Raw genomic sequence first — 24,893 nt, 5'->3', positions numbered from 1 at the left:
ACCTTGTCACAACCTAGAAAACAAAAACCCCTCAAAAATGAAGGGTTTTTGTGCGCTTATGTAACATTATTGCGCGTTAAGCTTATCGAGTTGCTCAGCAAAAGCCACAGGTCCCATAAATCCAGTTACGGTTAAGCCGCTATCTAATAGGCCATTGGCATTAAATAGCAATAAGGTAGGTAAGCCTTTGATGCCGTAATGATCCAATAAGGCTTCATCATCGCTGTCCATCTTAGTGACATCGGCCTTAAGCAAACGGATTTTCTGGAATCTTTGCTGCACTTGCTCAGATTTGAAAGTGATGTTTTCAAATTCTTTACAGGCAACGCACCAGTCAGCATAAAAGTCGATAAGCACAGGCTCACCAGCAGCCTTAGCGGCGGCAAGCTCAGTATCAAGTTCAGCTAAGGTTTTAAATTTAGTGAAGCCCTTATTCGGCGCTTTTTCGCCACTAATCACAGGGCTAGCATGACCAAGGGCTGCCATCACAGCTTGGAAGCCGTAAGAGAAGCTGCCAAGCAGGGCTAAGGTTAATAGCACTGAGCGCACGGTTTGTTTCCAGTCAAAGGCGGTTAACTTGTTCTGATGCATTAAGTATGCAATTAAGCTTACGCCCCACACAGACCAAAGGATGTCAGTCACAAGTCCTGGCCAAATGCGACTAATCATCACCACAGACACAGCAATCAGCAAGAAGCCGAACACAGTTTTAATCACGTCCATCCACTGACCAGCGCGTGGCAGCAGTTTACCGCCCGAGGTGCCTATGATGAGTAGCGGTAAGCCCATACCCATGCTGAGGACATACAAGGCCAAGAAGCCTTGCAGTAAATCACCGGTTTGCGCCACATAGATTAAGGCGCCAGATAGCGGCGCAGTAGTGCAAGGGGAAGCGACTAAGCCTGAAATCACGCCCATCATGAATACGCCCGCAAGCTTACCGCCTTGCTGGTTGTTAGCTGCGCTATTCATTTTTTCTTGCCAGCGACTAGGCAGCTTAAGCTCATACACGCCAAACATAGATAAACTGAGCACGGCAAACATGATGGCTAAGAAAATCAGTACCGCAGGGTGTTGCAGCGCCGCTTGATACTTAAGGCCGGCAGAGGCGACGACTAAGCCAAGGAGCGAGTAAGTAATCGCCATGCCTTGCACATAAGCCATGGACAAGGAGAAGGCTTTGGCGGTGGATAACTGCTGTTTTTGGCCGACAATAATGCCAGACAAAATCGGATACATAGGAAATACGCAGGGGGTTAACGCTAAGCCTATGCCTAAACCGAAGAAAATTAATAAGGTCCAGCCGAGATTGCCATCACTCAATAACTTGCTCAGGCCATCTTGCTCACTGACATGCTCGCTATTACTGGTGTTACTGAAAAAACCTTCGCTGGCATTAGTATCAGTCGCGGTAGCCGCTTGGCTGGTGGCGGCTGTTACTGGCAGCAAGCCATCATTGCTGGCAACTTCTGCCAGTGGCGCATATTGCTTGGTCGGGGGAAAACACAGTTTACCCTCGGCGCAGCCCATAAAGGTGACGGTGAGCTTGGCATCTTTAGCCGCTTCTTTGATGGCAATTGGGATGTCGACATACTGGGTATAGACTTCTTGCTCACCAAAATAATCATCGTGATGCATCACGCCTTTAGGCAATTGGATTTCACCTAAGGTGGCATTATCGGCTGAAAACTTAAGCTTATCTTGATACAGATAGTAACCATCGGCTATGACCCAGCTAACGGCCACTTGATTACCTTGTTGTTTAAAATCAAAAACAAAGGCTTGCTCAACAGGCATTAATTGTGGTTCTTGTTTTAGAAAGCTAAAACCTTTAGAGCCAAAAATACTGTCTGCTTGCGTAAAGGGCGAGGCTAAAAGCGCTACGCTAAAAAGTAGGGTTATCAGTTTCTTCATGATGGGCTGTTTTCTTTTATCCAATTGAAATAAGCGGGTAATCCATAAGACAGGGGAACGGCGACTATCTGTGGTACTTCATAGGGATGAAGTTGTAACAAGGTTTGTTGTAACGGCACATATTGGCTCTGGCTGCATTTAAATTGCAGCGGAATTTCGCTCTCTACCTGCATTTCTCCTTGCCACTGGTAAATCGATTCAATGGCTTGGCCTATTTGCGCGCAGGCGGCTAATTGTGCACTAATCACGGCCTTGGCGATAGTTTGGGCTGTGGCTTTATCTGGACAGGTGGTTAATACCAGTAAATAGCTGTCAAGTTGGGGCTTTTCCATGTGACTTATTCCAACCTAGGGAGTGATTAAATCTGGTTTAAGCCAAATGCCATACACTGATGGCGATTCTTGGCGTTAAGGTTGCGTACTTTACGTGTTTTAGGCTAGATCTGCATCTTTGTTACCAAAAAACAGTGAGCCAGATAACTTGAGTCTTGGGATGTTAACCTGATTGGCTCTTGAAAACAGACTGGTAAAACCCCATTTAGTTTTCAAGAAGCATTAATTTATTTTTATTTTATCTTTGGTTAGCGCTTATTGACCAAAGAAAGAGGTGTGCATGCGTTTACCTTGGTTGCTGTTATTGATTGCTCTGCCGATGGCAGAATTGGCGGTGTTAATTCAAGTGGGTGAAGAGGTCGGTAGTCTAAATACCGTGGCCTTAGTCATCTTAACTGCCATTATCGGCGTGTCGTTAGTTAAGCGTCAGGGGCTCGCAACTTTGATGCAAGCCCAAGAAAAAATGGCCAGAGGCGAAGCGCCGACAGAAGAAATTGTGGGCGGCATGATGTTAGTGATGGCCGGCATTTTATTACTGATCCCAGGCTTTGTGACTGACGCCTTTGGGGTGCTGTTACTGCTACCTTGGACTCGTCACGCGTTTGCGCGTTTAGCATCGACGCGGATGCAAACTCAATTTAGCCAGCAGTTTAGCTCAAGCCAATTTGGTTCAAGTCAGTTTGGCTCGGGTCAGTTTCATCAAGGCTTTGATCAACCGTCCGCCAATGGCGATATTTTTGAAGGGGAGTTTGAGCGCAAAGATGATAGCCGTCCGCGCTTAGTGTTAGATCAAGAACCGCGCTCGCCATCTAGCGATAAATGATCTTTGGGATTACGCGGATAAAAGTGATCGCTGCGGCGCGCTTGATGCTCAACGCGGCGAGTATTTTTATAAGGTAATTTCATAAAACCTGAAACGCCATTGCCGCGGATTTTGTCAACATGGCGTAAGATCCGATCAAGGCAGGCGCGAAAGCTGGCCTGTTTTCTCGGATTTAGCAGCCTAAAGTAGCTGTGGATCTTCATGTGATTATCCAGTACTTCAAAAATGATGCAGCCAGTATGATGTATGTGATTGAGATAACTCAGCTCTGCCATGATTTCAGTGGGCAACTCTAAGTTTTCATCAGGATCGCGCCCATCTTCGAAATAGGAATGCAGGCGCGATTTATCTTCAAGGCTTGGCGCATCACTCACTTCAAACGGTAACTGCTGATCGGAACTCGCCACAAACTGTCCCTTAGCATTGCCTTCAATATGTAAGGTGTCTTTGGCATTAAAGAAACAAGCCTTAAAAGTACCAATACGATTTATGCCTTGCGCGAGACTCACTAAGTTATTGACCACCACAGCTAAGGCTGGCCGTAAATTGGGGTCGAACAGGCCAAGGCTTGAATCTATGTACACACCTTGCTCTTGCCAATGAATGGCAATGCCACCCACTAAAGGGTAATGACCTAATTGACCGACACTGGCGATAAACGCCTTTTCGGTGTCGCCCATCCCCAGCATAAAATTACGGTAATACTCAGGCAGCATGGCCTCAGGAGTATTAGGTAACTGCGGATTGTGCTCTTTTAAAAAGGATTGCCTAGAGCTGTAACTCACCGTTTCTACTGGCTTATATTTGGCTTGCAGCCAGATAGGAATTTGGGCGCTCGGGATGCTTGGCGTTAATGGCGGTAAGTACCATAAATGGGCGCGCTGCATGCTTTTAATAAAATGGTCGCCGCCGCGTGCGCGCGTGGCGCTATCGCTACTGAGCATAGCATCCAGTGTGAGGGCGAGCTCTTTAGGTAATCCAAGACTTAAGGCGGTAATAACGCGGCTACCAAAGCGACTGACTTGGCCAGAGGCGAGGGCGTACAAGCTGCCAGCTATGCCTTGCTCATCAAACCTTGGGTTAGATAAGGCGCCGTTAAGTTGATCGTCACCGATAAAATACACATCTCCCATGCGGGCATTGGTGTGCTGTAAGTCTTGGCTGAGTAGCCCCATGGGATCGCGACTTAAACTATTGCCACTGCGATCTTGCTGAGCAAAAACCGCCGATCCCCAATCAATTAAGGCCACTTGGCCAGTCTCAGGGTTATAGACTAAGTTCGACGGTTTAATGTCACCATGGACTATGCCGCATTGCTGTAAGTAATCTAAAATTTGCGCCAATTGCCTGGCAATATTCACTATGTCAGTCACAGCTAATGGCCCAGTGCGGCGACAATAGAGCTGCAGATCTTCGCCATTTGCTCGTGCCATCACTAAGATCCCTTGGCGGCTAGGGCGATCGAAACTAATGAGCGGCGGAATATTCGGATGGTTAAGCCGCCCGAGCATATAGGCTTCTTCTTCTAAACGATCTTGAATATGCTGCGGCAAGGTAATTCTTGAAAACTTAAACACTTGCGACTGGCCATTGGGGCTAATTCCCGCAAATACAAAGCCATAGGCGCCTTTACCTAATAAGCTGATATCTTGATAACCGAGGCGAGTGAGCTGCTGCTTACACAGGCGGATCCATGCCTTATGTTTGCGGGCATCGTTGGCCTTGAGCAAATAAATCGACTGCTCTTCTGAAATGTAAAATTGCTGGATCTGCGCTGTGCTCAAGCAAGCTCTCCTGTTCCTTCAGTGACTCGATTGCCGCGATCGTTGCGCCGCATAAATAATGTGATCCATCGCCTGCAAATACTAAGGCATGCTTGTGTTGCTGGCTGTCAATATTAGTATGGAGTGAATCAAGAACGCTGGCCTTAATGGCAGGGTACTTGGATAAACCAAAAACTGGTGGCTCTATTGATATAAATCAAATAGCTAGGCTCCAGCTATCGTTATGCTTAGTTTATGAGCAGTTTGCTTAAAGTTTGTCAAAATGGCAAATGTTACTGGGTGATGAGCAAGCTTAATGACTCATCGCTAAAGGAGAGGCTAATGGCCGCCGATCACAAAGCACAATTAATTCCTTTGTTTGAATTTGCGCGTCAACGTATTATTCAATCCATGGAACTGCGTCAGTGCCCCCATGCTGGATTTTATAATCCTGTGGATGATGCCTGTACTTTTTGCCATCAGGGCATGGAGTGCGTGTGGATGAATCACAATGATAAATTGGTGTCATTAGAACAAAAGAGCGTGAGCGAATTACGCCAGCAATTACTGATAGCCGTGGATTATATTGACTCTAATTTAACGCCTTACCATTTATCACGTCGTCAATGTCAGTGTGAAAATTGCCTGTGGTTAAAGAAGGTTCAAGCAGTATTAGCTGAAACCGAATAAGCACTTTACTTTAGATGAGCTTATCTTCAACATTGTGGTCTGCAATTTGAGGAGATAAGTTTATGGACGCGGCTTTTTGGCATGAGCGTTGGCACAATCGTCAAATAGGGTTTCATCAGGCTGAAATCAATCCCTTGCTACAAGGCTACTGGCCTCGATTAGCCTTAGCGGGTAGCGGTAAGGTATTAGTGCCTTTGTGCGGTAAAAGCATAGATATGCTGTATTTAGCTGAGCTTGGCCATAATGTCATGGGCTGTGAGCTCAGTGAGGTTGCAGTAACTGAGTTCTTTACTGAAAATCAACTCGATTACACTCAGCACACTCAGCACACTCAGCACACTCAGGCACAGCACCAACTCTTTAGCTGCGATCAAATTCAGTTATGGCAAGGCGATTTCTTTACGCTGCCTACTGCTGTAAGTCATGACTGCAGCGCCTTTTACGATAGGGCTGCCATGATAGCTATGCCGGAAACCATGCGCGCTGCCTATGCCGAGCGTTTGGCAATGAGTGTGGCGGCTAACACCCAAGGCTTATTAATTACCTTAGATTATCCCCAAGCTATGCTGTCTGGCCCTCCTTTTGCGGTCAGTGACACTTGGCTTAACACTCATCTAAGCCCTTACTTTGACATTGAATTACTTGAATCAAGTGACGCGCTTGCCGATAACCCTAAGTTTATTAAAAACCAAGTGCCTTGGCTGACAGAGAATGCTTATCTGCTCACCCGTAAAGCTTGATGGCGAGACAATTAGCGTTATTAATAAAGAACCACTAATAAATAAGCCGCTCATTGAGCGGCTTATTGCTGCTTAACATAACGCGTTAGAAGTAATATCTCAGCCCTAAGGTATAAACGTTCTCAGTGCCGACATCTTGGGCGACGTCGTTAAGATCATAGTCAGTTTTGTAATTGGCCCAGAAAGCATAAAAGATAGCGGCTTGCGAGGCATGATAATTGGCGCCTAAGGTCAATTGCTCGACTTGCACATCACTAATATTGCTATTTAATGCCACTATGCCTTGAAAATAATCCCCAAGCCCAGTTTGATCTTGGCCATACATGGCCTTTAAGTTCACGCCATCGAGATTGAGTTTATTAAGATTATATTGGGCGGTGACGTAATACATGTTGCCGTCGATATTGCGCAAGGTTATGTGCTCAGAATTTTGAAAAATTGCCCCAAGTTTTAAGTCATTAAAGCGCACCTGCGCGGCGCCGCGATAGCCCTTAAAATCTTCAACATCTTTACTATAAGCCGCTGACACATAGTACAAGGTACTTTGCAGATCGGGATCGCCTAAGGTGGTGGCTACTGAAAAGGGATAATCTGAAGTGGAATTATCATCATTCATTAATACTGTGCCGCTTACCGCAAATTGCTGCGAGCCAAAACTTGGGGATACATAGTTAACGCTATTGCTCTGTCTATCTTCCCCTGGCATTAACTGCGCCATCCAAGCGTTAGTATTATCAAACACATCAACATTACCTTCGGCATTATAAAACGCGGTATCGGTGCGGCCGAAGGTAAAAGTGCCCCAAGAGGTATCAAAGCCTAAAAAAGTATTGCGGCTTGATATGGGATCTTCAACCCCTGCGACATTGCCATCTTGCACTGAGACTTCAATCTGATAGATAACACTAAAATCATCCGTTAATTTCTCTACCCCTTTAAAGCCAACATAAGACCAGTTGTTTTCTAAGAAGGTGCCGCTCTCGGGGTTAACCACGACATCGCGGCCATTGCCATTGGGATTAGGGTTGATTGCTCGGCCTTGGTCGGTGTGGGCCAGCGCTAACTCTAAGCTGCCATAGATGGTGGGACCGCTGGCGCTTGCTTCCACACTTAAGATGGCCAGAGCCAACGCCGACAGAGATAACACTTGTTTGACTTGCTTCATATTCACTCCCTCCAGTGCATTCATTATGCGCGCGTGTAGCGCTAATATGCTGAGCCCAAAGCTTCTTATGGCCGTTACACTGGGCTTGGCACTGGCAAAGTGTAGTCAATAATCCTTATTTTTCATTTTGCAAAAAACAAAAAAAAGCGGCCGAGGCCGCTTTGGATAAGAGCACCAGTCTCTTTTTAGAAATCGTAACGTAAACCAACAGTCACTACGTTGTCGTCTTTCAGTTCAGTGTTCTTGTTGAGCAGCTTGTAGTCACCTTCGTAGTAAGCGTAGTGACCAAAGACTAAGGTTGATTTACTCAGACGGTAATCAGCACCGACTGTGTAGCTGTTAACGTTAACGTCTGTGGTGTTCGCACCAACAACACCGGCATTCTTAAAGTAGCTACCTAAGCCTGATTCATCTTTGGCGTATTCAGCTTTCAGGTTAACTCCATTGAGGTTGTAAGCTACGTTGACTAAATAGCTGTTACCTTCCATGTTGGATTGGCCTGATACTTGGCTTTCTGATTTTTGGAACAAACCACCAATCTTAAAGTCGGCCAATTTTACTTGAGCCACACCACGCCACGCTTCAATGCCACTAATGCCATCGTTATAGGCAGCCGCGACATAATAGTTTTGAGCCTTAAGAGCACTATCACCTAAAGTAGCGCTTAATGCGTACTGAGTGTCACGAGTGTCAGCTTGGTTATCTGCCACCAGATAAGTCGCATTTAAGGTAATTAAATCAGCAATTTTAGGTGAGTAGTACCAAATACCGTCAGCGCTACGGGTTTGGCCTGCCACTAAACGGTCGATATCGGCGTTAGTATTACCAAATAAATCGACGCCGCCTTCAGCTTGCTTAAATACTGTATCGTTACGACCCACTAACGCAGTACCGTAGTCAGTTTTTAAACCTAAGAAAGTATTACGGGCTTTAAATGGGTTGTTGCCGCCTTCAATGGTGGTGTTTTCTACTTGGAATTCCATCTGGTAGATAACATCAACGCCGTCAAACAGCTTCTCGCTACCATTCACGCCTAATAATGAGAAGTTATTCTCTAAGACAGTGCCTTCTTTACCATTTTGGGTCGTAGCACCTGTATCTGAGTTAGTCACAGATAAATCTAAGCGACCATAGAAATTAGGACCATCGGCCATGGCGGCAGCTGATGACAGTGCCAGTAACGAGGCGATAGTAGCGGAAATAACTGTGTGCTTCATGTGTTGCTCCCTAAAACATCCGTAGATTTGTTAGTTATTTGAATCCTCAATTGCTGCCGATATCCTAATCGGTAACAAATTACCTACTATTCTCACAGTTTTGTTTTGGTAAAATTGTGTGTTAGTTCAAACTTTTAGCTATTTACCACTAAAGTTGAATTAATCTTAATCATTTAGGCGTCTTTTTGGGCGGATGATTTTTGCGCAGCGAGTACGATGCTTTGATGGCACTAGCCCCCTAGGGCAGAGGTTGAATATTTATCTATGTCCATAAAAAAAGCGGCTCAAGGCCGCTTTTTTACAGGTTTAGACGGGCGATTAAGCCGTCTTAGAAGTCGTAACGCACGCCCACAGATAACACGCTGTCATCTAAATCGGTAGTGGCACGGCCAGTCGCCTTAAGATCACCACTGTAGTGAGCAAATTGACCGTACACTAAGGTTGACTTAGCTAAACGGTAATCCGCACCCACGCTGATGTTGGTCAGGCTAACGTCAGAAACTGTTGAAAGGAATCCTTTGCTATCAGTTTGATCTGCCGCTAGGTTCTTCACTAAGCCACCTAAACCACTGTCATCTTGACCAAATTGCACTTTCAGGTTCACGCCATTTAGGTTGTAAGCCGCGTTAACAAAGTAAGTGTTACCTTCAAGGTTGCTATAAGTTTGGCTGCGAGTATTTTGGAATAAAGCGCCAAACTTGAAGTCATTACACTTAACTTGGCCTACTACACGGTAAGCTTCGATGTTCTCGATACCGTCCATATAGGCAGCAGCGACATAGTAGTTATGAGCCTTCAGGCCTTTATCACCTACAGTGGCACCTAAGGCGTATTGGGCCTTGCTGGTTTCGTGATTATCAGCCATTAAGTAAGTGGCATCAAAGGTGACTAAGTCAGCAAACTTAGGTGAGTAATACCAGATACCATCGGCAACACGGCCTTGGCCAGCCACTAAGCGGTCGATGTCAGCATTGGTGTTGCCGAACATATCAACATTGCCTTCCGACTGCTTGAATACTGGATCGCTACGGCCAATTAATACTGTGCCGTGTGAGGTTTTTAAACCTAAGAAAGTGTTACGAGCTTTGAATGGGGTTTTGCTGCCTTCAAGGCCAGTGTTCTCTACCTGAAATTCCATTTGATAGATGATATCAAAGCCGGTAGCGATAGTTTCGCTGCCTTTCAGACCGATATGAGAGAAGTTGTTTTCTAATACAGTACCGCTTTTTTTGTTTTGGGTAGTGTAGCCATCATCAGCATTGGTCAATGCTAAGTCTAAACGACCATAAAAGCTTGGCTCAGCAGCAAAGGCTGAAGTAGAGGCTAAGGCTAAAGCCGCGATGATAGATGAAGAAATTAATTTGCGTTGCATCTGTTGCTCCCAAAAATCCATAGGATTGTATTTGTTTTCAATTAGATGTTGACTCACAGATCGTATCTGATTGACTTGTAGTGCGCGGGAGTCTGCCTACATTTATGGCTGAAATATGTGATCTAACTCTCTGTCGATGTTGAGGTGGCGCTATATTGAACAGGGTTTTACTTATGAAAAACAATTGAGTGCCATTTATTTACCTAATTCATTCATAACTTATTCATTAATTACTTTTCCTATCAGCATATACGGCTGATATGGCTGACATTAAAGCTATTATTTAAGTATTCCCCCTTAAAAAAATCGGATGGTTTGCGCTAGTGGTGAGCTCTGCTAAAATATCGCCTTAATTTTTGCGCCCTCACGCGCGTCCATATTTTCGTTGAGCTGAGTGGTTAAGCCGCTCATTCATTGCAATCCATAGGTGAAATACATGACATTGTCAGCAGGCTATCTTAATCGCTTTGGCGGTATCGGCCGTTTATATGGTGCGAATGCACTAGAGCGCTTTGCCGCGAGTCAGGTATTAGTCATAGGCATTGGTGGCGTGGGGACTTGGGTGGCAGAAGCCTTAGCGCGCAGCGGTATCGGTCATATTAGCTTGATGGATCTTGATGATATCTGCGTGACCAACACTAACCGTCAAATTCATGCGTTAGCCTCAACGGTTGGTCAATCAAAAGTGGAAGTCATGGCGCAGCGTATTCTTGAGATTAATCCAGAATGCCAAGTCACTCAGATTGAAGACTTTTTAAGTAGCGATAATTTGGCCGAATATTTACCAACCGATGCCACTAAGCCTGCTTATGTGGTGGATTGTATCGATGCGGTTAAGCCCAAAGCGGCGTTAATTGCTTGGTGTAAGCGTAATAAAATTAAGCTCATTACCATTGGCGGCGCTGGTGGACAAAAAGATCCGACTCAAATTCAGATTGTTGATTTAGCGCGAACGATTCAAGATCCGCTGTTAGCCAAGGTGCGTAATATTTTACGGCGCGAATATAACTTCAGTAAAAATGTTGACCGTAAGTTTGGCGTCGACGCTGTGTTCTCCACTGAGCATTTAACTTACCCTGGGCAAGATGGCCAAGTCTGTCACTCTAAACCTGAACAAGGTGGCAGTATGCGCATGGATTGCAGCTCAGGTTTTGGTGCCGTTACTGTGGTTACTGGCACCTTTGCTTTTGTGGCAGTGAGTCGAGTGCTAACTAAATTAGCCGCGGCGGCTAATGCGTAAGTGCTGGGCTACTAATCAAAAAACTCAATATCCCCTGAGTAATAGTATTCCGCCGGTATATTTAAAATGAAACAAGCGCCAATTGAGCCAGCGCTATAACTCAATTGTCCTTGAAGCTGAGTGGCAGCGTTAAAGGCTGCCGACAAACCTAAGCCAGTATTGCCGGCGCTGCGGCGCGTGGTGTAGAAGGGCTCAAATATTTTACTCTGCTCGATAGCGGATACGCCGGCGCCATTATCTTCAACCGTCACAATTACTTGCGACGCTTCAGTTTGCGCGCTGACAATCAGCTGATTGTCGCGCCCAGCACTAAAGGCGTGGCAATAGCTATTAGTCATAAGATTGCTGATGATTTGGCTTAATAAATTCTGATCGGTAGTAACATGCAGTGACGCATCGATGCGCAGTGTTACTTTGACATCAAAGTCGGCAAACTTGCTGTTTACCGCCTGCTCAATTTCTTCCACCACTTGCCATAGATTTTTACTGTAGCGCGATTCAATGCATTGCTGCGCCGCCACAGTTTTAAAACGCTGAATTAATTCCCCCGCCTTAGTGACATTGTTAATGATGAGCCTGCTGGCTAAATCGCATTCTTGCAATCTATCGGTAATGTCATCCATGCTGGTGCTGGGCAAGGGCAGTAAGGTTTCTATTTGTTGTAAAGATTCTTGCTGACTACTGGCCGCCGTTAAACACACGCCAATTGGGGTGTTAATCTCATGCGCCACCCCTGTGACTAAACCGCTTAAGGCCGCCATTTTTTCCTGCTCAACCATGATGCGCTGGGTATGACTTAACAGTAATAACGACTGTTCCACTTCCTTGGTTTGCTCTTTTATCTGCTTTCGCAGTTCCTCTTTATAAGCCAATTCGTTTTGTAATAACTGATTACGTTCATTAAACACTTCTTCTAAGGTCTGCTTGGATTGCAATAATTGCCCATAAGAATGGCGCAAATATTGCTGAATTTTATTGATAGCCGCTGCCACTTTATTGAAATCAGAATGCCGGCTGACATCGGCGAACACTAAGGCTGGCACCTTGTCATCGTTCATCAGTTGGTCGCAATACTGGCTTAACTGGCGCAAATGGCGGCTGACAAAATGCCACAGTAAAAACAACGCCATCATCCCCACTAACAAGGTTTGTAAGCTACTGAGAATTAAGGTGGATAAGGCTAAATGGATAAAGGGTTGTTGGTTAACATGACTAGACGATTGCAGCATTAGCTCGGCCTTACCGGCATTAATGGCTTGGTTCACTTGAAACAAGCGCGCATTGATAGCACCCGCCTGATAGTCGTGCTCACCAAGCTTAATACTGGCGGCGCCCACTTGTGGCATAGCTGTGATGATGGCTAATGTGTGCTCGATTTGTGCGCTAGTCTGTAACTGATTGGATTGAGATAGTTGCTTGGCGAGTTGCTGACTGAGTTGGGTGAGTTGCTGCTGTTGATGCTGTTTATGTTCATGATAAAAGAAGGCCAGCTGTAAGCCTGAAATAATTAACACTGAAAGTAAGCAAGCGAGCATGATGCCAAGCCAGATGCGCTTATCTTTTTTTGAGCCATTAAATTGCTTTAAAAATATCCACATAGCCGCGAAAGGTTTTCCTTAACCTCAGACAATAGACTAATCATAGTCGTCGATAGTGAGCTCTGCTGAGTGAGTCGGTATCAATTTAGCCATATCTTGGCATTTATATTGCTAGATTTGGCAGTAAGTAGCGGTAAGTCAATTCTCTGGCGGCGGATACTAGCAATGTATAAAAATATAGTTAACTCATTCAAACATAAAGGATCGCAAGAGCATCTGGTGACTGTCATGTTATGGTTACTGTTAGCCTCAACCGCCTTACTTATCATGCCTGTGTCCTTGCTGGAATGGCTACGAGTGGCCGATGTGGTGGCGGCTTACGATCATTTTATTGGTTTAATTATGCTGATTGCCGCAGCCTATTTTGTTAGCCGTATCATGAGTTTTTTGATGGATGAAGCCATAAGCTTATTAAAAGATAAGCGCTTAGGCGAAACCATAGAGCAAAAAGTGTCCGTGCTCGATTTGGCTGAACGCGCAGTGCTACGCGAATTTTTTTTACAAGCAAAGAGCGTGTTAACTTTGCCCATCAATGATATGGCGGTAAAGGGTCTTGCTAATAGCGGTATATTGCAATGTGTGGGCAATGAACATCATTACGCCATTCATGGGCCGACCGCTGATTATCGCATCGCCCTTAAAGCACGCAGTTACTTAAATCGTAAAATATTGCGCCTACCAGCGGGGGAGCCGAATCCTGAAGAGATGCAGTTATTATTGCGCACTCGCCCAGCTTTTATGAATCAACTGGTGCAAAACCGTAAGCATGTGGCTTAAGGCGCTAATAATTAACGGACTAAAACTTAAAGTTAATACTGAAGCCATTAGCACTCAAAGCGTTAGCGCCTATCGATTCGATAATAGGCGCTAAAGGCTATGCTGATTAAGCCGTAGGATCGGCTGATTTTTTAACTATCATCCAGCCAAGATAACTGATGATGGCGAGTGTGCTAAAAATCACTAGCATAGACAGTAAACCAATCGCGTTGCCAAACATCAAATCCATCCAAAAAGCCATAAAGTCATCTCCATCATCCCTAATGGTGGCAATCCTAAATTACTTATGGCGCAAGCATAATGATCTTGATCAAATGTTTCTCAATTGTTGCGCTGTGGTGTTTTTAGCTGGCATTGAGAGTGATTAATGCGAGCATTCACGCAAGTGAGGGTGTGCTAATAGCCGCTTTGCTGTAAAAGTGTGCACTTGCATCATTGAGTGAAAACAGAGGCTTGTCATTGGCCATAGGCTATGTATAATGCCTGACATTCGCAGTGACACAGTGATTGCGAAACATGTAGATGCCAGTGTGGTGAAATCGGTAGACACAGGGGATTCAAAATCCCCCGCCCTTAAAGCGTGCCAGTTCGAGTCTGGCCACTGGTACCATTCTTCTTCGGAAGACATAAACCGACCTTGAGTCGGTTTTTTTGTACCTGAAATTTGGTTTCCGGTCGATATCCTGTGCTTTGTTAGCAAAAACTCCTTTCCCGCAGCACCAACTCCAGCATGGCTTTCTGGTCAGTGAGCAATCCAGCTTCAACATACTCATTATCTAGCAAGATTACGTTCCGGTACTGCTCTGGTCGTTATGTGAATTTTCTTAGCAGTAATACTCGACTCAAGATGAGTTTATTTAGGCTTGGGCGGTCTCATTGAATCCCCTGTGTCTACCAATTTCAGTCTGATGAGTTGTAAAAATTAGCCGTATTTTGTTGACGCCGTCGTCGGAAATGTAATGCGTCGACGACGACAAGGTTTAGGGTAAAAATTCTAAAAATGAAGTTGCCACCGTAACCACCAAAGTTTCAAATACATATTACTACCTTGATATCAGCTCAATTGAGGTACTCATATGCTCAACCATCTTCAAACCAAAAAGTTCAAATTCACCACCGCCAATCTTAAAGCCCTACCTCGTAATCCATCCCATTCATCATCTACTGAACTTGAATTTTCAGACACCGAAGTTATCGGCCTTAAATGTTTATCAGGCAAGACGGATAGCAAACGCTTTATGCTGAGGTATTCCATTAATGAGCAAAAGAAGTCGATTGCCATAGGACGTTTTCCTGATGTGGATTTAATGTCAGCCAGGAAGATAGCCCGGACGCATAAGACTCAGATTGCTCAAGGACAAGACCCAAGGCAAGAGCGTGACCAATTACATGCCGTACCAACCATTAGTCAGTTCTTTTACGATACTTACTTACCCTTAGCTAAGAAGCGCAAGTCTAGCTGGAACAAGGATAAGCAGCGTTTTAACGACCACTGCGGCACTATCGCGCATCTGAAATATAGTGAGTTAACAGCTAATCACATTATCCAAATCCAATTACGGATGAATGCTCCCAGCAAGACTAAGCCTGCCTCATAGACTGAACCTTAAGCATTAAGCTGTTCATAAATTCCATCTAACGTTATGTCTTTCTTAGATTTTCTCTGTTGTGCTTTTGGAGCGTTCTTCGTTATATAACGGATCGCCCAATCAATCTTATCTATTATTTCTGACCATGATTTGTGGCTAATGCACTCAAATATGGGCAGCAGCCACACATCAACATTCTTTGCAGCCTTGAATAACGAAACTGAAGGCATTATCTGCAGTGCCGTACTGCGTCTAATGCACAATGCCAATAAACTGGCCCAGACTAAGCCATCAACGATGGCTTTTTGTGCTGTAGCAAATCGCTGCCAGTTAGTATGAGATTTCAACTCTTTAAACATCAGCTCTATCTGCCAGCGACAGCGATAAATTGCCATAATATCATCTGCAGAGTAGGTTTCTCGTGGCAGATTAGTAAGCCAAATGCAAAATCGTTGTTCTTCGGCAAACCAGCGTCTTATTACCCGAAATGTCTGATTGCCTCTACAAACCGCCAAATCAAGCACCTCTGTCCGATTGGTGCGGCGCGTAATCTCTTTGAGTTTTTTGCCTGCCAACTTAGTCAGTGTTCGACCTTTACAGTTCCTCGCTTCGATGACCGTCGGGTTGAGGGATTTGGCTCCCCGAAAAATGTAGAACCCTCCATGCCGCTCAAGCTCGGCAAAGTAATCAAAGTCTGGGTAACCTGCATCTGCTAGCAGCAATTTGTTGTCCATCGTTGCTGGTTTAGGAAGATAATCTCTCTCCGAAGCCGTGTCGGCACTAATCGTCATTGCAGTAAGACTAAAGGTTTTGAGAGACATGGTCATATGGCACTCTATCGCTGCAGGGTTACGCTTAAAGCGGCTTGGATAAACAGATGCCAACTGCCTATGAACGTGAAAAGAACTACCATCTTGGAGCAACACATCATTAAAACAAGACATCTTATCGGGTAATTGAGCACATTGCTGCCGGGCAAATTGTGCGATAGCAAACTGTACTAACTGACGCATGAATAGAGGAAAAGCTTCTTTTCTGAGCTGATTGTGAAAAGGTTTGTAAGCCACATTATCCATTTCGGTCAGACACATCCCGTTGAACTGCCTGAGCAGATCGGCAATTGAAGTACAATTCCCCTTACTGAGCGCCGAAATCAGACTGAGTACAAGTTGTTCGGGCAAAATCGCTCGACATCGTTTCATGAGGCCAATATTTTTTGCCGTTTTTTGAAGAAAGTGAGCGCTAAAGAATTGCATAAACTGCTTTTTAAGAGAGATAATCATCACTGGCCTTTTTGTGTTTGATGGTTTGTTTGGCGACAATTATCAGATCACAAATAAGGCCATTTTTCTATCTAAATAAAAGCGTTAACTCTTAAGATCCTGTCTATGAGAGCCGACTAGCGTTTTAGGATATTGATTTTAGGGCTTGAGCTCTTTACAGGTTTAAACAGTTTCGCTCGCGCTTTGCATCAAGTGTGTTAAGCCATTAACGTATGACACTCTTTGCTCAACGCAGGCTTGATTTGGACGCAGTGATATCTTGGCACCTAAGAAGCCCAATGTTGACGGGGTGCTTAAGGCAATACACTGACGAATTTGCTCTAAGGTCAATAATGAATGCTCAGCGTAATCTTTAATGCCTAAGGCTTGAGCTGGTGGCATATGAGTGTCTTGCCATTGACCATAAGGGCCTGCGTAATCGCTCGCACCAGAAAACATTAATCCAGTTAATAAGTTAGCTTTTTTAGCTAACTCGATATGCTGCAATGGGCCGGTAGTACTACGAGTTTCAATGGCAGAGCGTCCCCAGTTAATGCAGATACCAATATCGCCATTAAGCGCTTTATTTACATTGGTAATAGCTGTGATTTCATCTTCTAGGCGCATAAAGCCTTTCGCTGGCGCTTGACCCGCCACATAGGCATCACAATGCTCAATCACCAACTTTGCGCCATGCCAGTTGCTAGACTGCAAGCTAGTTAACGAGGCTTCAAGCGCCGCTATGGATGATTGGCTAGCTTCGGTGATCTTAGGTGCAGTATGTATCATGATGGCGCTGACGGCTTGGCGGCCTAAATGATCATTCAGTTTTTTGATAGCTACTTGCGCTTGTTGATAAAACGCAATCGCCGCTTGTCTGCCGGCTTCATTGGTGGAGGCAATACCAAAGTGTGGATTTTTGGCTAATTGCGCCATCACACCCGGAATTGAGGTAAAGACAAATTGCCAATCTTTATCGATATTATTAAGAAACCACTCATCATCAAAGGGATGCAAAGTTCCTGTGAACGGGTGTTCGATGCCACCTATGTTATCTTGTGATTTAAGCTGTTGGTAATACTCGGTTTCTAACTCTTTATTCCAGCTCACGCCAGAGGGTGCGCTGGCGTAGGCGCCAATAATATACTTCATTAAATACTAGCCTTAGGCAGGAGTTGATCGTCAAAAAGGTGTGGCTCATTACACCATTGCTTTTTTGCTAAAGCAATTTATCTGCGCCTCAGTTGCGCTAATTGAGGCATTCATCAGGTGACGTCAGCCTTATGCTAACTGTTGGCAGAATAGATATTTAGATGCTTTATTGCGTCAGCAAGGTTACTGGGTTTAGTATGAGCACCATGTGGTATAAAAATATTGGAACAGTCATTATTGGTCAAAATAAGCCATTAATTAGTCTATACCAAGTGGCTGCTTATTATCTTTCGCTGATAATGGCTTATCTGCATTAACGGTAAGCCCTGTTATCGGCTGCGCTTGGACATAAATGCTCACGGCTAATAAGGTGATAATGCCTGCTATGGCAGCGCTTAAACTGTGGTGCAGTAGTAAATGGCTTAAGATGAAAGTGGCGATATCTTGCCAACTATCTATGAGCACTAACTTTACTAGCAAGCCAAGATACAGGCTGGTGTGTAGTAACAGCGTGGCCAAAAACACTTGGCGAAACTTCAATTCAAGCCTCTGCTTATCTAAGTGTTGACTCCAGCGCTGATACACACTCGTTAACATGAGTCCAAGCAAGGCTAAGCCCATACTCAGCATGGCCATGCCAAGTAACGAGGTTTTGATGATGAGGATAATTAGCAGTACTAACAACCATTGGAAATAACGAGGCATGATGCTCAGATGAAGTGGATGGCCAAGTCAATATAAGGGCGAAGCTTAGCCATCCAGGCTTAATTGTGAATGAATGGCAAACTTAGCTGCTTAAGATTTTTAATGGCAGGGCTAAGATGTCATCGCCGCTGCTGGCGAAATACCAAATGATTGCGATTAAGGCGCCAACTGTCAGTAAATACCAGATGGCTGAAAACACTTGGCCATATCTATCTAAGGGCAATAAATGGCTGTGATGACGACTGCGCCATTCAAACACAATTTCAACACTGCCTATCAATAACAAAAAGCCCAATAAGGCTAATCCCAAGCTGTAACTGATATAAACGCCGATGGCGGCGCCGATAACGCAAGCTGCTAACCCCACTATGCTATTCATAGAAAAGCTGATGCTTTTTAGGATATGGCCACCGTCTAACGGCAAAATTGGCAGTAAATTAAAGAGGTTTAACAGGGCGTTAAAGCTTGCAAGGCCCGCAAAAAAGATATTGCCAGTGATCCAGTAAGCCACTAAAGATAACAGCGACATAAGTAGGCCAAAGGTCGGGCCCATGATAGATATCACTACATCTTGCCAGCGGGTATTTATCTTTTCATCACTGAGGGCTAAGCCGCCCATAAAGGGGATGAGATAGATGCCTTTGGTTTTCATGCCAAAGTATTTCATGGCGCGAATATGGCCATACTCGTGAAACACTAAACAAGCTATCAGTGCTAAAGCAAATTGAAATGAAAATAGCCAAGAGTAAGCGGCGATACTGGCGCCAGCGAGCACAACTTTAATCACCTTAGCGCTTTTTAGTAGCTTAAAACCTAAAGACGCTAAGCCCACTAAGCTTAATTGCGAGACTTTAACCGGTGCCACCACAGGCGTTTGCTGCTCAATATCGTGCTGGTTGCGCTGGCCTTCGGTGACTAATTTATCTTGCGCGTATAGCTGATAAGACAGGGAAAATGGCTGCCAATTAAGATCTATCTTTAAGGTAATAGTGAGCGTTTGCTCACCGGATTGGAGCTGGAATTGATGACTGCGCTGTCCTTGGTTATCGGCGCTTGCTGGGCATTGTGCCACTAAGGCATTGTCCCAATACACGGCCTGCCAGCCAGCTAACGACGCTTCGAGGCGTAGCGGTTTTCCTAAACAATCAATATTCAGCAGTTGCACTTGTACATCCAGTGAGAAAAAACGCCATTATGCCAAAGTTTTAGCCTGCAGGCGTGCGCTAGTTGTAACTAATTTTCTCAGCAGTTGAGGGGGTGCTAGGGTTAGCAAGAATTTAAACCAGCTTGCTAACCCTATGTCTTGAGTAGATAAGCTAATTTAGCCTCGTTGGCGATAGAGCTTATATTTGTTAGTGCTCGCTATCACGTTAACGCTTTGTTTAAAGGCGCTGGCGATTGCATCGCCATAAGGTAAGTGTCCATTAGCCACAATTTGCCATTGACCACCTTTCGCCAGTTGCTTAGCGCTAGCGCTAACAAAGTCGGTGGCAATTTGGGTGGTGCTTTGTAAGCCATCATGAAACGGTGGGTTAGAAATTACCGCATCAAATTGACCTTGAGTCTGAGCCAAACCATCTGATGGATAAACCTTAGCCTGCATGTTATTCGCTTTGAGGGTTAATTCACACGCGGCCAATGCCATGGCGTTAATGTCGACACATTCCAGCTGTAATTCTGGCTGAGCTTTAAGTAACGCTGCGGCAATCACCCCGGCGCCACAGCCAAAATCTAACACTCGACCCTTAAGCTGCGGTAAATGCTGCAGTAATAACTGCGTGCCCAAATCAAGCTTAGACTCACTAAATACCCCCACCAAATTACAAATGGTGAGCTCGCCTTGCGGTGTTTGTAATTGATATTGGCTAGCAAAATCATTGAGATTGAGTGGCGCAGACGCTGCCATTAACTCACTAACATACAGCAGACTATGACGGGCATTATCGATTTTATGTGCTGGGCTAAACCACGCTGGCATCATCTTAGCGATGGATTTAATACCGCCTTTATTTTCGCCGGTCACCAGCACTTGACCACCAATATTGAGGTGATGGGCGGCCAGTTGCAGTAAATACGGGAATAAATTCTTAGCTTTAGGAAAATAGATGATCACTGAATCAAACTTATCTGGCTGTGGCCATCTGTGACCAAAATGACAGGTGAGCTGCTTATTCGCCTGATTGTTAAGACCTAAATGGTGATGATAATCCAACGCGAGCGCGCCGACTTGGGGCGAGCTATGGCTGAGTTCCACGGCTAATGAGTCACCTTCATGATTGAGAAGTAACACGCTTTGGTCAGAAATTAGCGAGTGGTTGCGCATAATAAGTTGAGATGGATTAGTGAGCACTTTGGGGTCATCGGTTCAATGAGAATGATGGCAATTATATCCTAACTAAGCCTTTTTTTGACAGCGCCTCACGGATGTCATTATTTTTATCTATGCTTAAGTGGCTAAGATAGAATGTTAATGGCAACAAGGATGTGTTGCTTTATATCCCCCTTAGACATGGAAGTTCTGCTATGTACAAGCTAGCGTTATTGCTGCTGTGTTTATGTGTTAGCAGTAATCTTAATGCGCAATTTTTTGTGATTACTCATGACTCTAACGCTGAGACTCTGTCTGAAAGTGACCTACGGCTGATTTTTTCTAAGCAGCGGACATTTTGGCAAGATGGCCAGCCTATCCGGGTGTTTATTCTGCCGCCGCTATCAAGCTTACATCAAGATTTTTGCCGACAAGAATTGAAACTAATGCCCTATTTTTTGCAAAAAAAATGGGACCAAAGAGTGTTTTCTGGCACGGGCGACCGGCCTGAAGTGGTCAATAATGAGCAAGACATGTGGCAAAAAGTGAAAGCTACGCCAGGGGCCATTGGCTATTTATCGTCTGAGTATCAAGCGCAAGGAAATCGCAATGGCAGTCATTAATCACCGGATATTCGTTTGTTTGTGCGCCGCGCTTATTAGCCCCCATTTACTGGCAACATCTTGGCAGGCCAATGGCTTTATTAGCCAAGCTTATATGCATACCGAAAATAGCCGCTTTATTGTGGGTGATGATAACGACAGTTTTGCACTGACCGAAGCTATGCTTGCCACCTCTTGGCGTTCAGACTCGCCATTACGCTTAGCTGGCGCCCTTAATTATCGACAATGGGGCGAATTGACCGACAGTCGCGTTAATTTTGATTATCTGTTCGTGGAATACAATTGGCACTTGTGGCAAGGGCAGCAAGGCATACGGCTTGGGCGCGTGAAGGGTGAATATGGCCTGTATAACAGTACCCGTGATGTGCCTTTTACTCGGCCAAGCATCATATTGCCGCAATCTATTTACCCAGACTTGTATCGGGACGCGCAGCTTAGGATTGATGGCGGCGACTGGTTTGGTGAATATCTGTTAGCAAGTGGGGTGATTAATTGGCATGTCATCGCGGGGTTTCCGGCCTTTGGCGATGACTTAGCCGATAATATTTTTGGCAATCATTCTAGCGGTGAGTTTGAACCAGAACCTTATTATTCCGCCACGGTTAATTACCAGAGTTCAGCTTGGTATGTAGGCATTTCTTATTATCAGGCTGATATTGTTTTTAACAGCACTAGTTACATGTTAGATGGCAATTTAGACATAGATTCATGGGTAGCATCCTTGCAATATCGCCAAGACTGGTGGCAATTAACCTCAGAAATTAATCTGTTCGCAAATCTTACTGAAGGCATAAATCCAAATAATACCCAAGGTTATCAAAGAAATTCCCTAGGATTTTATGTGGAGGGGCGTGTGTTTCTGCCCAAAGATTGGCAGCTTTATTTGCGTTTTGACAATTATGATTTAGATAGCAATAACCGTAATGCTGAGGCTGTTAGCGCTGTGCAGGGCGAGCCTAAATATTTTAGTTACAGTAAAGATTGGACCTTGGGCGGGCAGTGGTTGTTTGAACCGAGCTGGATGCTAGCGCTTGAATATCATCAGTTAGATGGGGCAGCATGGGTGCCGTCATTTGTTAATCGCGATCCTCTTACTCAAGCCAAAGAGTGGTCGATTGTGGCAGCTCAACTCTCTTACCGATTCCAATGGTGATTCATGACAATTCAAGGGCGAAGAACCTGGTTTTTTAGTTTGAAATGGAAACTGTTGCTGGCGGTTATTATCATGATGACTTGCATTGGCGGCATTATTGCCAGAGTCGCTTATATCCAGCTGACTGATGAGCGCAATCAGCAGCTTGAAACTCAGCATCAAAGAGTAGCGAATCAGTTGCAGTTAGCCATTAATCAATCGGTTGAACGCGCTGTGATTGAAGTTGAACAACTTAACTTTGTGCTTGGCACTTATCCAGAGCCTCCTGCTGCAGTATTAGAGAAATTTTGGAGTGATATCCAAATGTTCTGGGAATTAGCCAGTTTGGCGATACTCACCCCAAAAGGGGACGTGATTACTCAGTTGGGACTTAATAGTGTCGGTGACTGGGGCGTTAAGCTCGCGGGCTTAATTGAGCCTAAGTGGCGCTTTGTGTGTAGCGATGAATGTCGCTTACAAATGTTGATCCCAACTGTGATCGCAGACAAAGCCGCCATAGTATTTTTTGAGATCAGCATTAGCGAAATCCTTAATCGCATTCGGCATGAAGGCGGCATTGAATTAGCCATTTTAGGGCCAAATGATAACCTTAATGGCAGCGATAACTATTGGGGGCGGCAGCTATTTAGTTTGAGCGATCGCGCGCGGATCCAGCCGATATTGCAACAAATTGAGCGTCAGAGCTCATGGCAGCAAGTATTTGATCATTATCGAGATGTTTACTCAATCAAGCAGCAGTCTTGGTTGGTGTGGAATTACCCCTTATTTGCCAGTGAAAATGGCCCCATGTTGCTGGTGCTCGCTAATATCAGCGCTTGGGATCAAGCCTTGCAGCAGTTTCAGCGCAACATTTTAGGTATACTTTTAGTGGGAGTATTATTGACCTGTGTGTTTATTTTTGTGATTGCTTGGGCGCCGCTGCAACGCATAGCTAATCATGCACACTTATTGCCGTTATTAGTCGAGCGGCAATTTAGTCAAATTCGCGAAGCTATTCCTAAAAATAAGCACCAGATCCTTGATGAGATAGATTGTTTAGATGGATCGATTTTGGATGTCACCTCGCAGTTAGAACACTTGGAATTCGAATTGGCCGCTTATACCAAAAAACTGGAGCGCTTGGCCATGCTCGATCCGTTAACTAACTTGCCTAATAAGGCCATGCTGGAGCATGAGTTAGAAAAAGCGATCGCTTGCGTGGGCCGAATTCACAATCAAGTCGCCTTACTCTTTCTCGATCTGGATGAATTTAAGCGGATCAATGACACCTTAGGCCATAACGAAGGCGATGAGATGCTTATCATAGTGTCTGAGCGCTTAAGCCGCTGCGTGCGTGCCATGGATACCGTCTTTCGCCAAGGCGGCGATGAGTTTTTGATCTTATTAAGGGGCATAGATCATGAACAAGAAGTGCGTAAGGTCATTCATAAAATTTTCTCCTCCTTGCAGCAACCTGTGGTGCTTAAATCCCACAAACTGATAGTAACCACCAGTATTGGGGTGGCTATGTGTCAGTCGAGTCATATGGCCGCCGCTGAGCTTATCCAACATGCCGATCTTGCCATGTATCAAGCTAAGGCTGCTGGACGCAGTAACTATCGGGTGTTTACTTATGATTTACTGCATCAAGCCAATAATCGTTTGATGATAGAGCAAGACATTGGGGCAGCGATTCGCGAGTGTCAGCTTAAGCTGTATTTGCAGCCGATTATCGCGCTTGATACTGGTAAGGTCAGTGGTTTTGAAGGGCTTATTCGTTGGTTTCATCCGCTGCGTGGTCTTATTTTGCCAGGGGACTTTATTCCTGATATTGAGAATAGCCAGGCAATTATTGATGTCGGTAATTATGTGTTGCAAGAAGGGGCGCGAATTTTAAAACGCTTACAAGCGATAGCGGGAGATGAGTTATATCTCGCCGTCAATTTATCGGCCAACCATTATTTATCACCTTGTCTTAGTCAAAATATCGCAGATCTGTTATCTGAACATCAACTTTCCCCAGGGCGCTTATTACTGGAAGTCACTGAAGAGAGTGTGATGGCGCAAGTGGATCGCGCGCGGATTGTCATGGAAGAACTTAAATTATCTGGGGTGAGAATTGCCATCGATGATTTTGGTACTGGCTACTCGTCATTAAGCTACTTAAAGCAGTTACCCTTTGATGTATTAAAAATTGATCGATGCTTTGTGTCAGGCATTAATGTTGAGGAAGTGGATACCCATATAGTGAACACTGTCATTAGCTTAGCCCATAACATGGGGCGCAAAGTGGTAGCAGAAGGAATTGAAACTATGGCTCAACTATCTTTCTTACAAACGGCTGGCTGCGAATTTGGCCAAGGCTATTTGTTTGCGCGGCCATTAAGTGAAGAGCAAACCATGAGCATGTTGGCGCAGATTAATTCAAGCTTAGTCTGGCCCATTGCCCAAGACGCAGCGCGTTTTGGGCAATTAGGCAGCTAACGCCTTA

Annotated in this window: 22 protein-coding genes and 1 tRNA gene; 10 read left to right on the top strand and 13 right to left on the bottom strand. The window is 44.9% G+C overall.

Annotation, left to right across the window (positions count from 1 at the left end; genetic code table 11):
- Positions 1 to 66: 66 nt before the first annotated feature.
- Both FJQ87_RS17640 and cutA read right to left on the bottom strand, forming a co-directional pair.
- A complete protein-coding gene (locus tag FJQ87_RS17640) occupies positions 67 to 1,914 on the bottom strand; it encodes a protein-disulfide reductase DsbD (RefSeq protein ID WP_140933755.1) in 1,848 nt (615 codons plus the stop codon).
- On the bottom strand, positions 1,911 to 2,246 hold the full coding sequence (gene cutA / locus FJQ87_RS17635; RefSeq protein ID WP_140933754.1) for a divalent-cation tolerance protein CutA: 336 nt from the start codon (positions 2,244 to 2,246) through the stop codon (positions 1,911 to 1,913). Before cutA ends, FJQ87_RS17640 begins: the two co-directional genes overlap by 4 nt.
- A 280-nt stretch (positions 2,247 to 2,526) precedes the next feature.
- Between cutA and FJQ87_RS17630 the strand changes: the two genes are divergently transcribed.
- Entirely contained in the window at positions 2,527 to 3,069 is a 543-nt protein-coding gene (locus FJQ87_RS17630) for an FxsA family protein (RefSeq protein WP_140933753.1), read from the top strand.
- Here FJQ87_RS17630 and FJQ87_RS17625 read toward each other — a convergent pair.
- A complete protein-coding gene (locus FJQ87_RS17625) occupies positions 3,036 to 4,853 on the bottom strand; it encodes a protein kinase (RefSeq protein ID WP_140933752.1) in 1,818 nt (605 codons plus the stop codon). The genes FJQ87_RS17630 and FJQ87_RS17625 overlap by 34 nt on opposite strands.
- A 321-nt stretch (positions 4,854 to 5,174) precedes the next feature.
- On the opposite strand from FJQ87_RS17625, the gene FJQ87_RS17620 reads away from it, so the two are divergent.
- Positions 5,175 to 5,522, top strand: coding sequence for a hypothetical protein (locus tag FJQ87_RS17620; protein ID WP_140933751.1), 348 nt, complete (start codon positions 5,175 to 5,177; stop codon positions 5,520 to 5,522).
- A 62-nt stretch (positions 5,523 to 5,584) separates the two neighbouring features.
- Positions 5,585 to 6,262: a thiopurine S-methyltransferase gene (locus FJQ87_RS17615; protein WP_140933750.1), complete on the top strand. Its 678-nt coding sequence runs from the start codon at positions 5,585 to 5,587 to the stop codon at positions 6,260 to 6,262.
- Between the two features lie 85 nt (positions 6,263 to 6,347).
- Here FJQ87_RS17615 and FJQ87_RS17610 read toward each other — a convergent pair whose 3' ends face one another.
- The 3 genes from FJQ87_RS17610 to FJQ87_RS17600 form a co-directional block, all read right to left on the bottom strand.
- Positions 6,348 to 7,427 carry a porin gene (locus FJQ87_RS17610; RefSeq protein WP_168195225.1) on the bottom strand — a complete coding sequence of 360 codons (1,080 nt, stop codon included), beginning with the start codon at positions 7,425 to 7,427 and terminating at the stop codon, positions 6,348 to 6,350.
- A gap of 185 nt (positions 7,428 to 7,612) precedes the next feature.
- Entirely contained in the window at positions 7,613 to 8,644 is a 1,032-nt protein-coding gene (locus FJQ87_RS17605; RefSeq protein WP_140933748.1) for a porin, read from the bottom strand.
- A 328-nt stretch (positions 8,645 to 8,972) separates the two neighbouring features.
- Positions 8,973 to 10,016 carry a porin gene (locus FJQ87_RS17600; RefSeq protein WP_140934193.1) on the bottom strand — a complete coding sequence of 348 codons (1,044 nt, stop codon included), beginning with the start codon at positions 10,014 to 10,016 and terminating at the stop codon, positions 8,973 to 8,975.
- A gap of 442 nt (positions 10,017 to 10,458) precedes the next feature.
- Between FJQ87_RS17600 and tcdA the strand changes: the two genes are divergently transcribed.
- Positions 10,459 to 11,256 (top strand): tRNA cyclic N6-threonylcarbamoyladenosine(37) synthase TcdA, encoded by a 798-nt coding sequence (tcdA, locus tag FJQ87_RS17595; protein WP_140934192.1) that lies wholly within the window; start codon positions 10,459 to 10,461, stop codon positions 11,254 to 11,256.
- An 11-nt stretch (positions 11,257 to 11,267) separates the two neighbouring features.
- On the opposite strand, the gene FJQ87_RS17590 is transcribed toward tcdA, so the two are convergent.
- Positions 11,268 to 12,854, bottom strand: a complete 1,587-nt coding sequence (locus FJQ87_RS17590; protein ID WP_140933747.1) for a HAMP domain-containing sensor histidine kinase — start codon at positions 12,852 to 12,854, stop codon at positions 11,268 to 11,270.
- Between the two features lie 165 nt (positions 12,855 to 13,019).
- On the opposite strand from FJQ87_RS17590, the gene FJQ87_RS17585 reads away from it, so the two are divergent.
- Positions 13,020 to 13,631, top strand: a complete 612-nt coding sequence (locus tag FJQ87_RS17585) for a superinfection exclusion B family protein (RefSeq protein WP_140933746.1) — start codon at positions 13,020 to 13,022, stop codon at positions 13,629 to 13,631.
- A 106-nt stretch (positions 13,632 to 13,737) separates the two neighbouring features.
- Here FJQ87_RS17585 and FJQ87_RS17580 read toward each other — a convergent pair whose 3' ends face one another.
- The gene (locus tag FJQ87_RS17580) at positions 13,738 to 13,872 is read right to left on the bottom strand and encodes a DUF3149 domain-containing protein (RefSeq protein ID WP_140933745.1); all 135 of its coding nucleotides are present in this window, start codon (positions 13,870 to 13,872) and stop codon (positions 13,738 to 13,740) included.
- 283 nt (positions 13,873 to 14,155) lie between these two features.
- On the opposite strand from FJQ87_RS17580, the gene FJQ87_RS17575 reads away from it, so the two are divergent.
- Positions 14,156 to 14,241: transfer RNA gene (locus FJQ87_RS17575), tRNA-Leu, on the top strand.
- A 466-nt stretch (positions 14,242 to 14,707) separates the two neighbouring features.
- Positions 14,708 to 15,229, top strand: a complete 522-nt coding sequence (locus FJQ87_RS17570; protein WP_140933744.1) for an Arm DNA-binding domain-containing protein — start codon at positions 14,708 to 14,710, stop codon at positions 15,227 to 15,229.
- Between the two features lie 8 nt (positions 15,230 to 15,237).
- Here FJQ87_RS17570 and FJQ87_RS17565 read toward each other — a convergent pair whose 3' ends face one another.
- The 5 genes from FJQ87_RS17565 to FJQ87_RS17545 all read right to left on the bottom strand — a co-directional run bounded on the left by FJQ87_RS17565 (position 15,238) and on the right by FJQ87_RS17545 (position 20,689).
- Positions 15,238 to 16,506, bottom strand: a complete 1,269-nt coding sequence (locus FJQ87_RS17565; protein ID WP_140934191.1) for an IS4 family transposase — start codon at positions 16,504 to 16,506, stop codon at positions 15,238 to 15,240.
- Positions 16,507 to 16,665: 159 nt separating this feature from the next.
- Positions 16,666 to 17,634: a DUF4862 family protein gene (locus FJQ87_RS17560; protein WP_140933743.1), complete on the bottom strand. Its 969-nt coding sequence runs from the start codon at positions 17,632 to 17,634 to the stop codon at positions 16,666 to 16,668.
- Positions 17,635 to 17,892: 258 nt separating this feature from the next.
- Positions 17,893 to 18,339, bottom strand: a complete 447-nt coding sequence (locus tag FJQ87_RS17555; RefSeq protein WP_140933742.1) for a hypothetical protein — start codon at positions 18,337 to 18,339, stop codon at positions 17,893 to 17,895.
- 82 nt (positions 18,340 to 18,421) lie between these two features.
- Positions 18,422 to 19,516, bottom strand: a complete 1,095-nt coding sequence (locus FJQ87_RS17550; protein ID WP_206194411.1) for a site-2 protease family protein — start codon at positions 19,514 to 19,516, stop codon at positions 18,422 to 18,424.
- Positions 19,517 to 19,660: 144 nt separating this feature from the next.
- Positions 19,661 to 20,689 (bottom strand): methyltransferase, encoded by a 1,029-nt coding sequence (locus FJQ87_RS17545; protein ID WP_140933740.1) that lies wholly within the window; start codon positions 20,687 to 20,689, stop codon positions 19,661 to 19,663.
- A 173-nt stretch (positions 20,690 to 20,862) separates the two neighbouring features.
- Between FJQ87_RS17545 and FJQ87_RS17540 the strand changes: the two genes are divergently transcribed.
- Genes FJQ87_RS17540 through FJQ87_RS17530 form a run of 3 tightly spaced genes read left to right on the top strand, consistent with a single transcriptional unit; the run spans position 20,863 to position 24,886 of the window.
- Positions 20,863 to 21,270, top strand: a complete 408-nt coding sequence (locus FJQ87_RS17540; protein WP_140933739.1) for a substrate-binding domain-containing protein — start codon at positions 20,863 to 20,865, stop codon at positions 21,268 to 21,270.
- The gene (locus FJQ87_RS17535; protein ID WP_140933738.1) at positions 21,257 to 22,423 is read left to right on the top strand and encodes a TonB-dependent receptor; all 1,167 of its coding nucleotides are present in this window, start codon (positions 21,257 to 21,259) and stop codon (positions 22,421 to 22,423) included. The genes FJQ87_RS17540 and FJQ87_RS17535 overlap by 14 nt, the downstream gene beginning before the upstream one ends.
- Before the next feature lie 39 nt (positions 22,424 to 22,462).
- Positions 22,463 to 24,886: a GGDEF domain-containing phosphodiesterase gene (locus FJQ87_RS17530; RefSeq protein ID WP_240778776.1), complete on the top strand. Its 2,424-nt coding sequence runs from the start codon at positions 22,463 to 22,465 to the stop codon at positions 24,884 to 24,886.
- Positions 24,887 to 24,893: the final 7 nt, after the last annotated feature.

This window comes from Shewanella sp. SNU WT4 (assembly GCF_006494715.1).
In the GTDB taxonomy this organism is placed as follows: domain Bacteria; phylum Pseudomonadota; class Gammaproteobacteria; order Enterobacterales; family Shewanellaceae; genus Shewanella.
The sequence above is the reverse complement of the archived record's forward strand: the minus strand, read 5'-3'. Positions and strand labels throughout refer to the sequence as shown.

Coding starts and splice junctions, on each gene's coding strand:
- FJQ87_RS17640 (WP_140933755.1), bottom strand. CDS start 1,914: ATGAAGAAACTGATAACCCTACTTTTTAGCGTAGCGCTTTTAGCCTCG.
- cutA (WP_140933754.1), bottom strand. CDS start 2,246: ATGGAAAAGCCCCAACTTGACAGCTATTTACTGGTATTAACCACCTGT.
- FJQ87_RS17630 (WP_140933753.1), top strand. CDS start 2,527: ATGCGTTTACCTTGGTTGCTGTTATTGATTGCTCTGCCGATGGCAGAA.
- FJQ87_RS17620 (WP_140933751.1), top strand. CDS start 5,175: ATGGCCGCCGATCACAAAGCACAATTAATTCCTTTGTTTGAATTTGCG.
- FJQ87_RS17615 (WP_140933750.1), top strand. CDS start 5,585: ATGGACGCGGCTTTTTGGCATGAGCGTTGGCACAATCGTCAAATAGGG.
- FJQ87_RS17610 (WP_168195225.1), bottom strand. CDS start 7,427: ATGAAGCAAGTCAAACAAGTGTTATCTCTGTCGGCGTTGGCTCTGGCC.
- FJQ87_RS17605 (WP_140933748.1), bottom strand. CDS start 8,644: ATGAAGCACACAGTTATTTCCGCTACTATCGCCTCGTTACTGGCACTG.
- FJQ87_RS17600 (WP_140934193.1), bottom strand. CDS start 10,016: ATGCAACGCAAATTAATTTCTTCATCTATCATCGCGGCTTTAGCCTTA.
- FJQ87_RS17590 (WP_140933747.1), bottom strand. CDS start 12,854: ATGTGGATATTTTTAAAGCAATTTAATGGCTCAAAAAAAGATAAGCGC.
- FJQ87_RS17585 (WP_140933746.1), top strand. CDS start 13,020: ATGTATAAAAATATAGTTAACTCATTCAAACATAAAGGATCGCAAGAG.
- FJQ87_RS17580 (WP_140933745.1), bottom strand. CDS start 13,872: ATGGCTTTTTGGATGGATTTGATGTTTGGCAACGCGATTGGTTTACTG.
- FJQ87_RS17570 (WP_140933744.1), top strand. CDS start 14,708: ATGCTCAACCATCTTCAAACCAAAAAGTTCAAATTCACCACCGCCAAT.
- FJQ87_RS17560 (WP_140933743.1), bottom strand. CDS start 17,634: ATGAAGTATATTATTGGCGCCTACGCCAGCGCACCCTCTGGCGTGAGC.
- FJQ87_RS17555 (WP_140933742.1), bottom strand. CDS start 18,339: ATGCCTCGTTATTTCCAATGGTTGTTAGTACTGCTAATTATCCTCATC.
- FJQ87_RS17540 (WP_140933739.1), top strand. CDS start 20,863: ATGTACAAGCTAGCGTTATTGCTGCTGTGTTTATGTGTTAGCAGTAAT.
- FJQ87_RS17535 (WP_140933738.1), top strand. CDS start 21,257: ATGGCAGTCATTAATCACCGGATATTCGTTTGTTTGTGCGCCGCGCTT.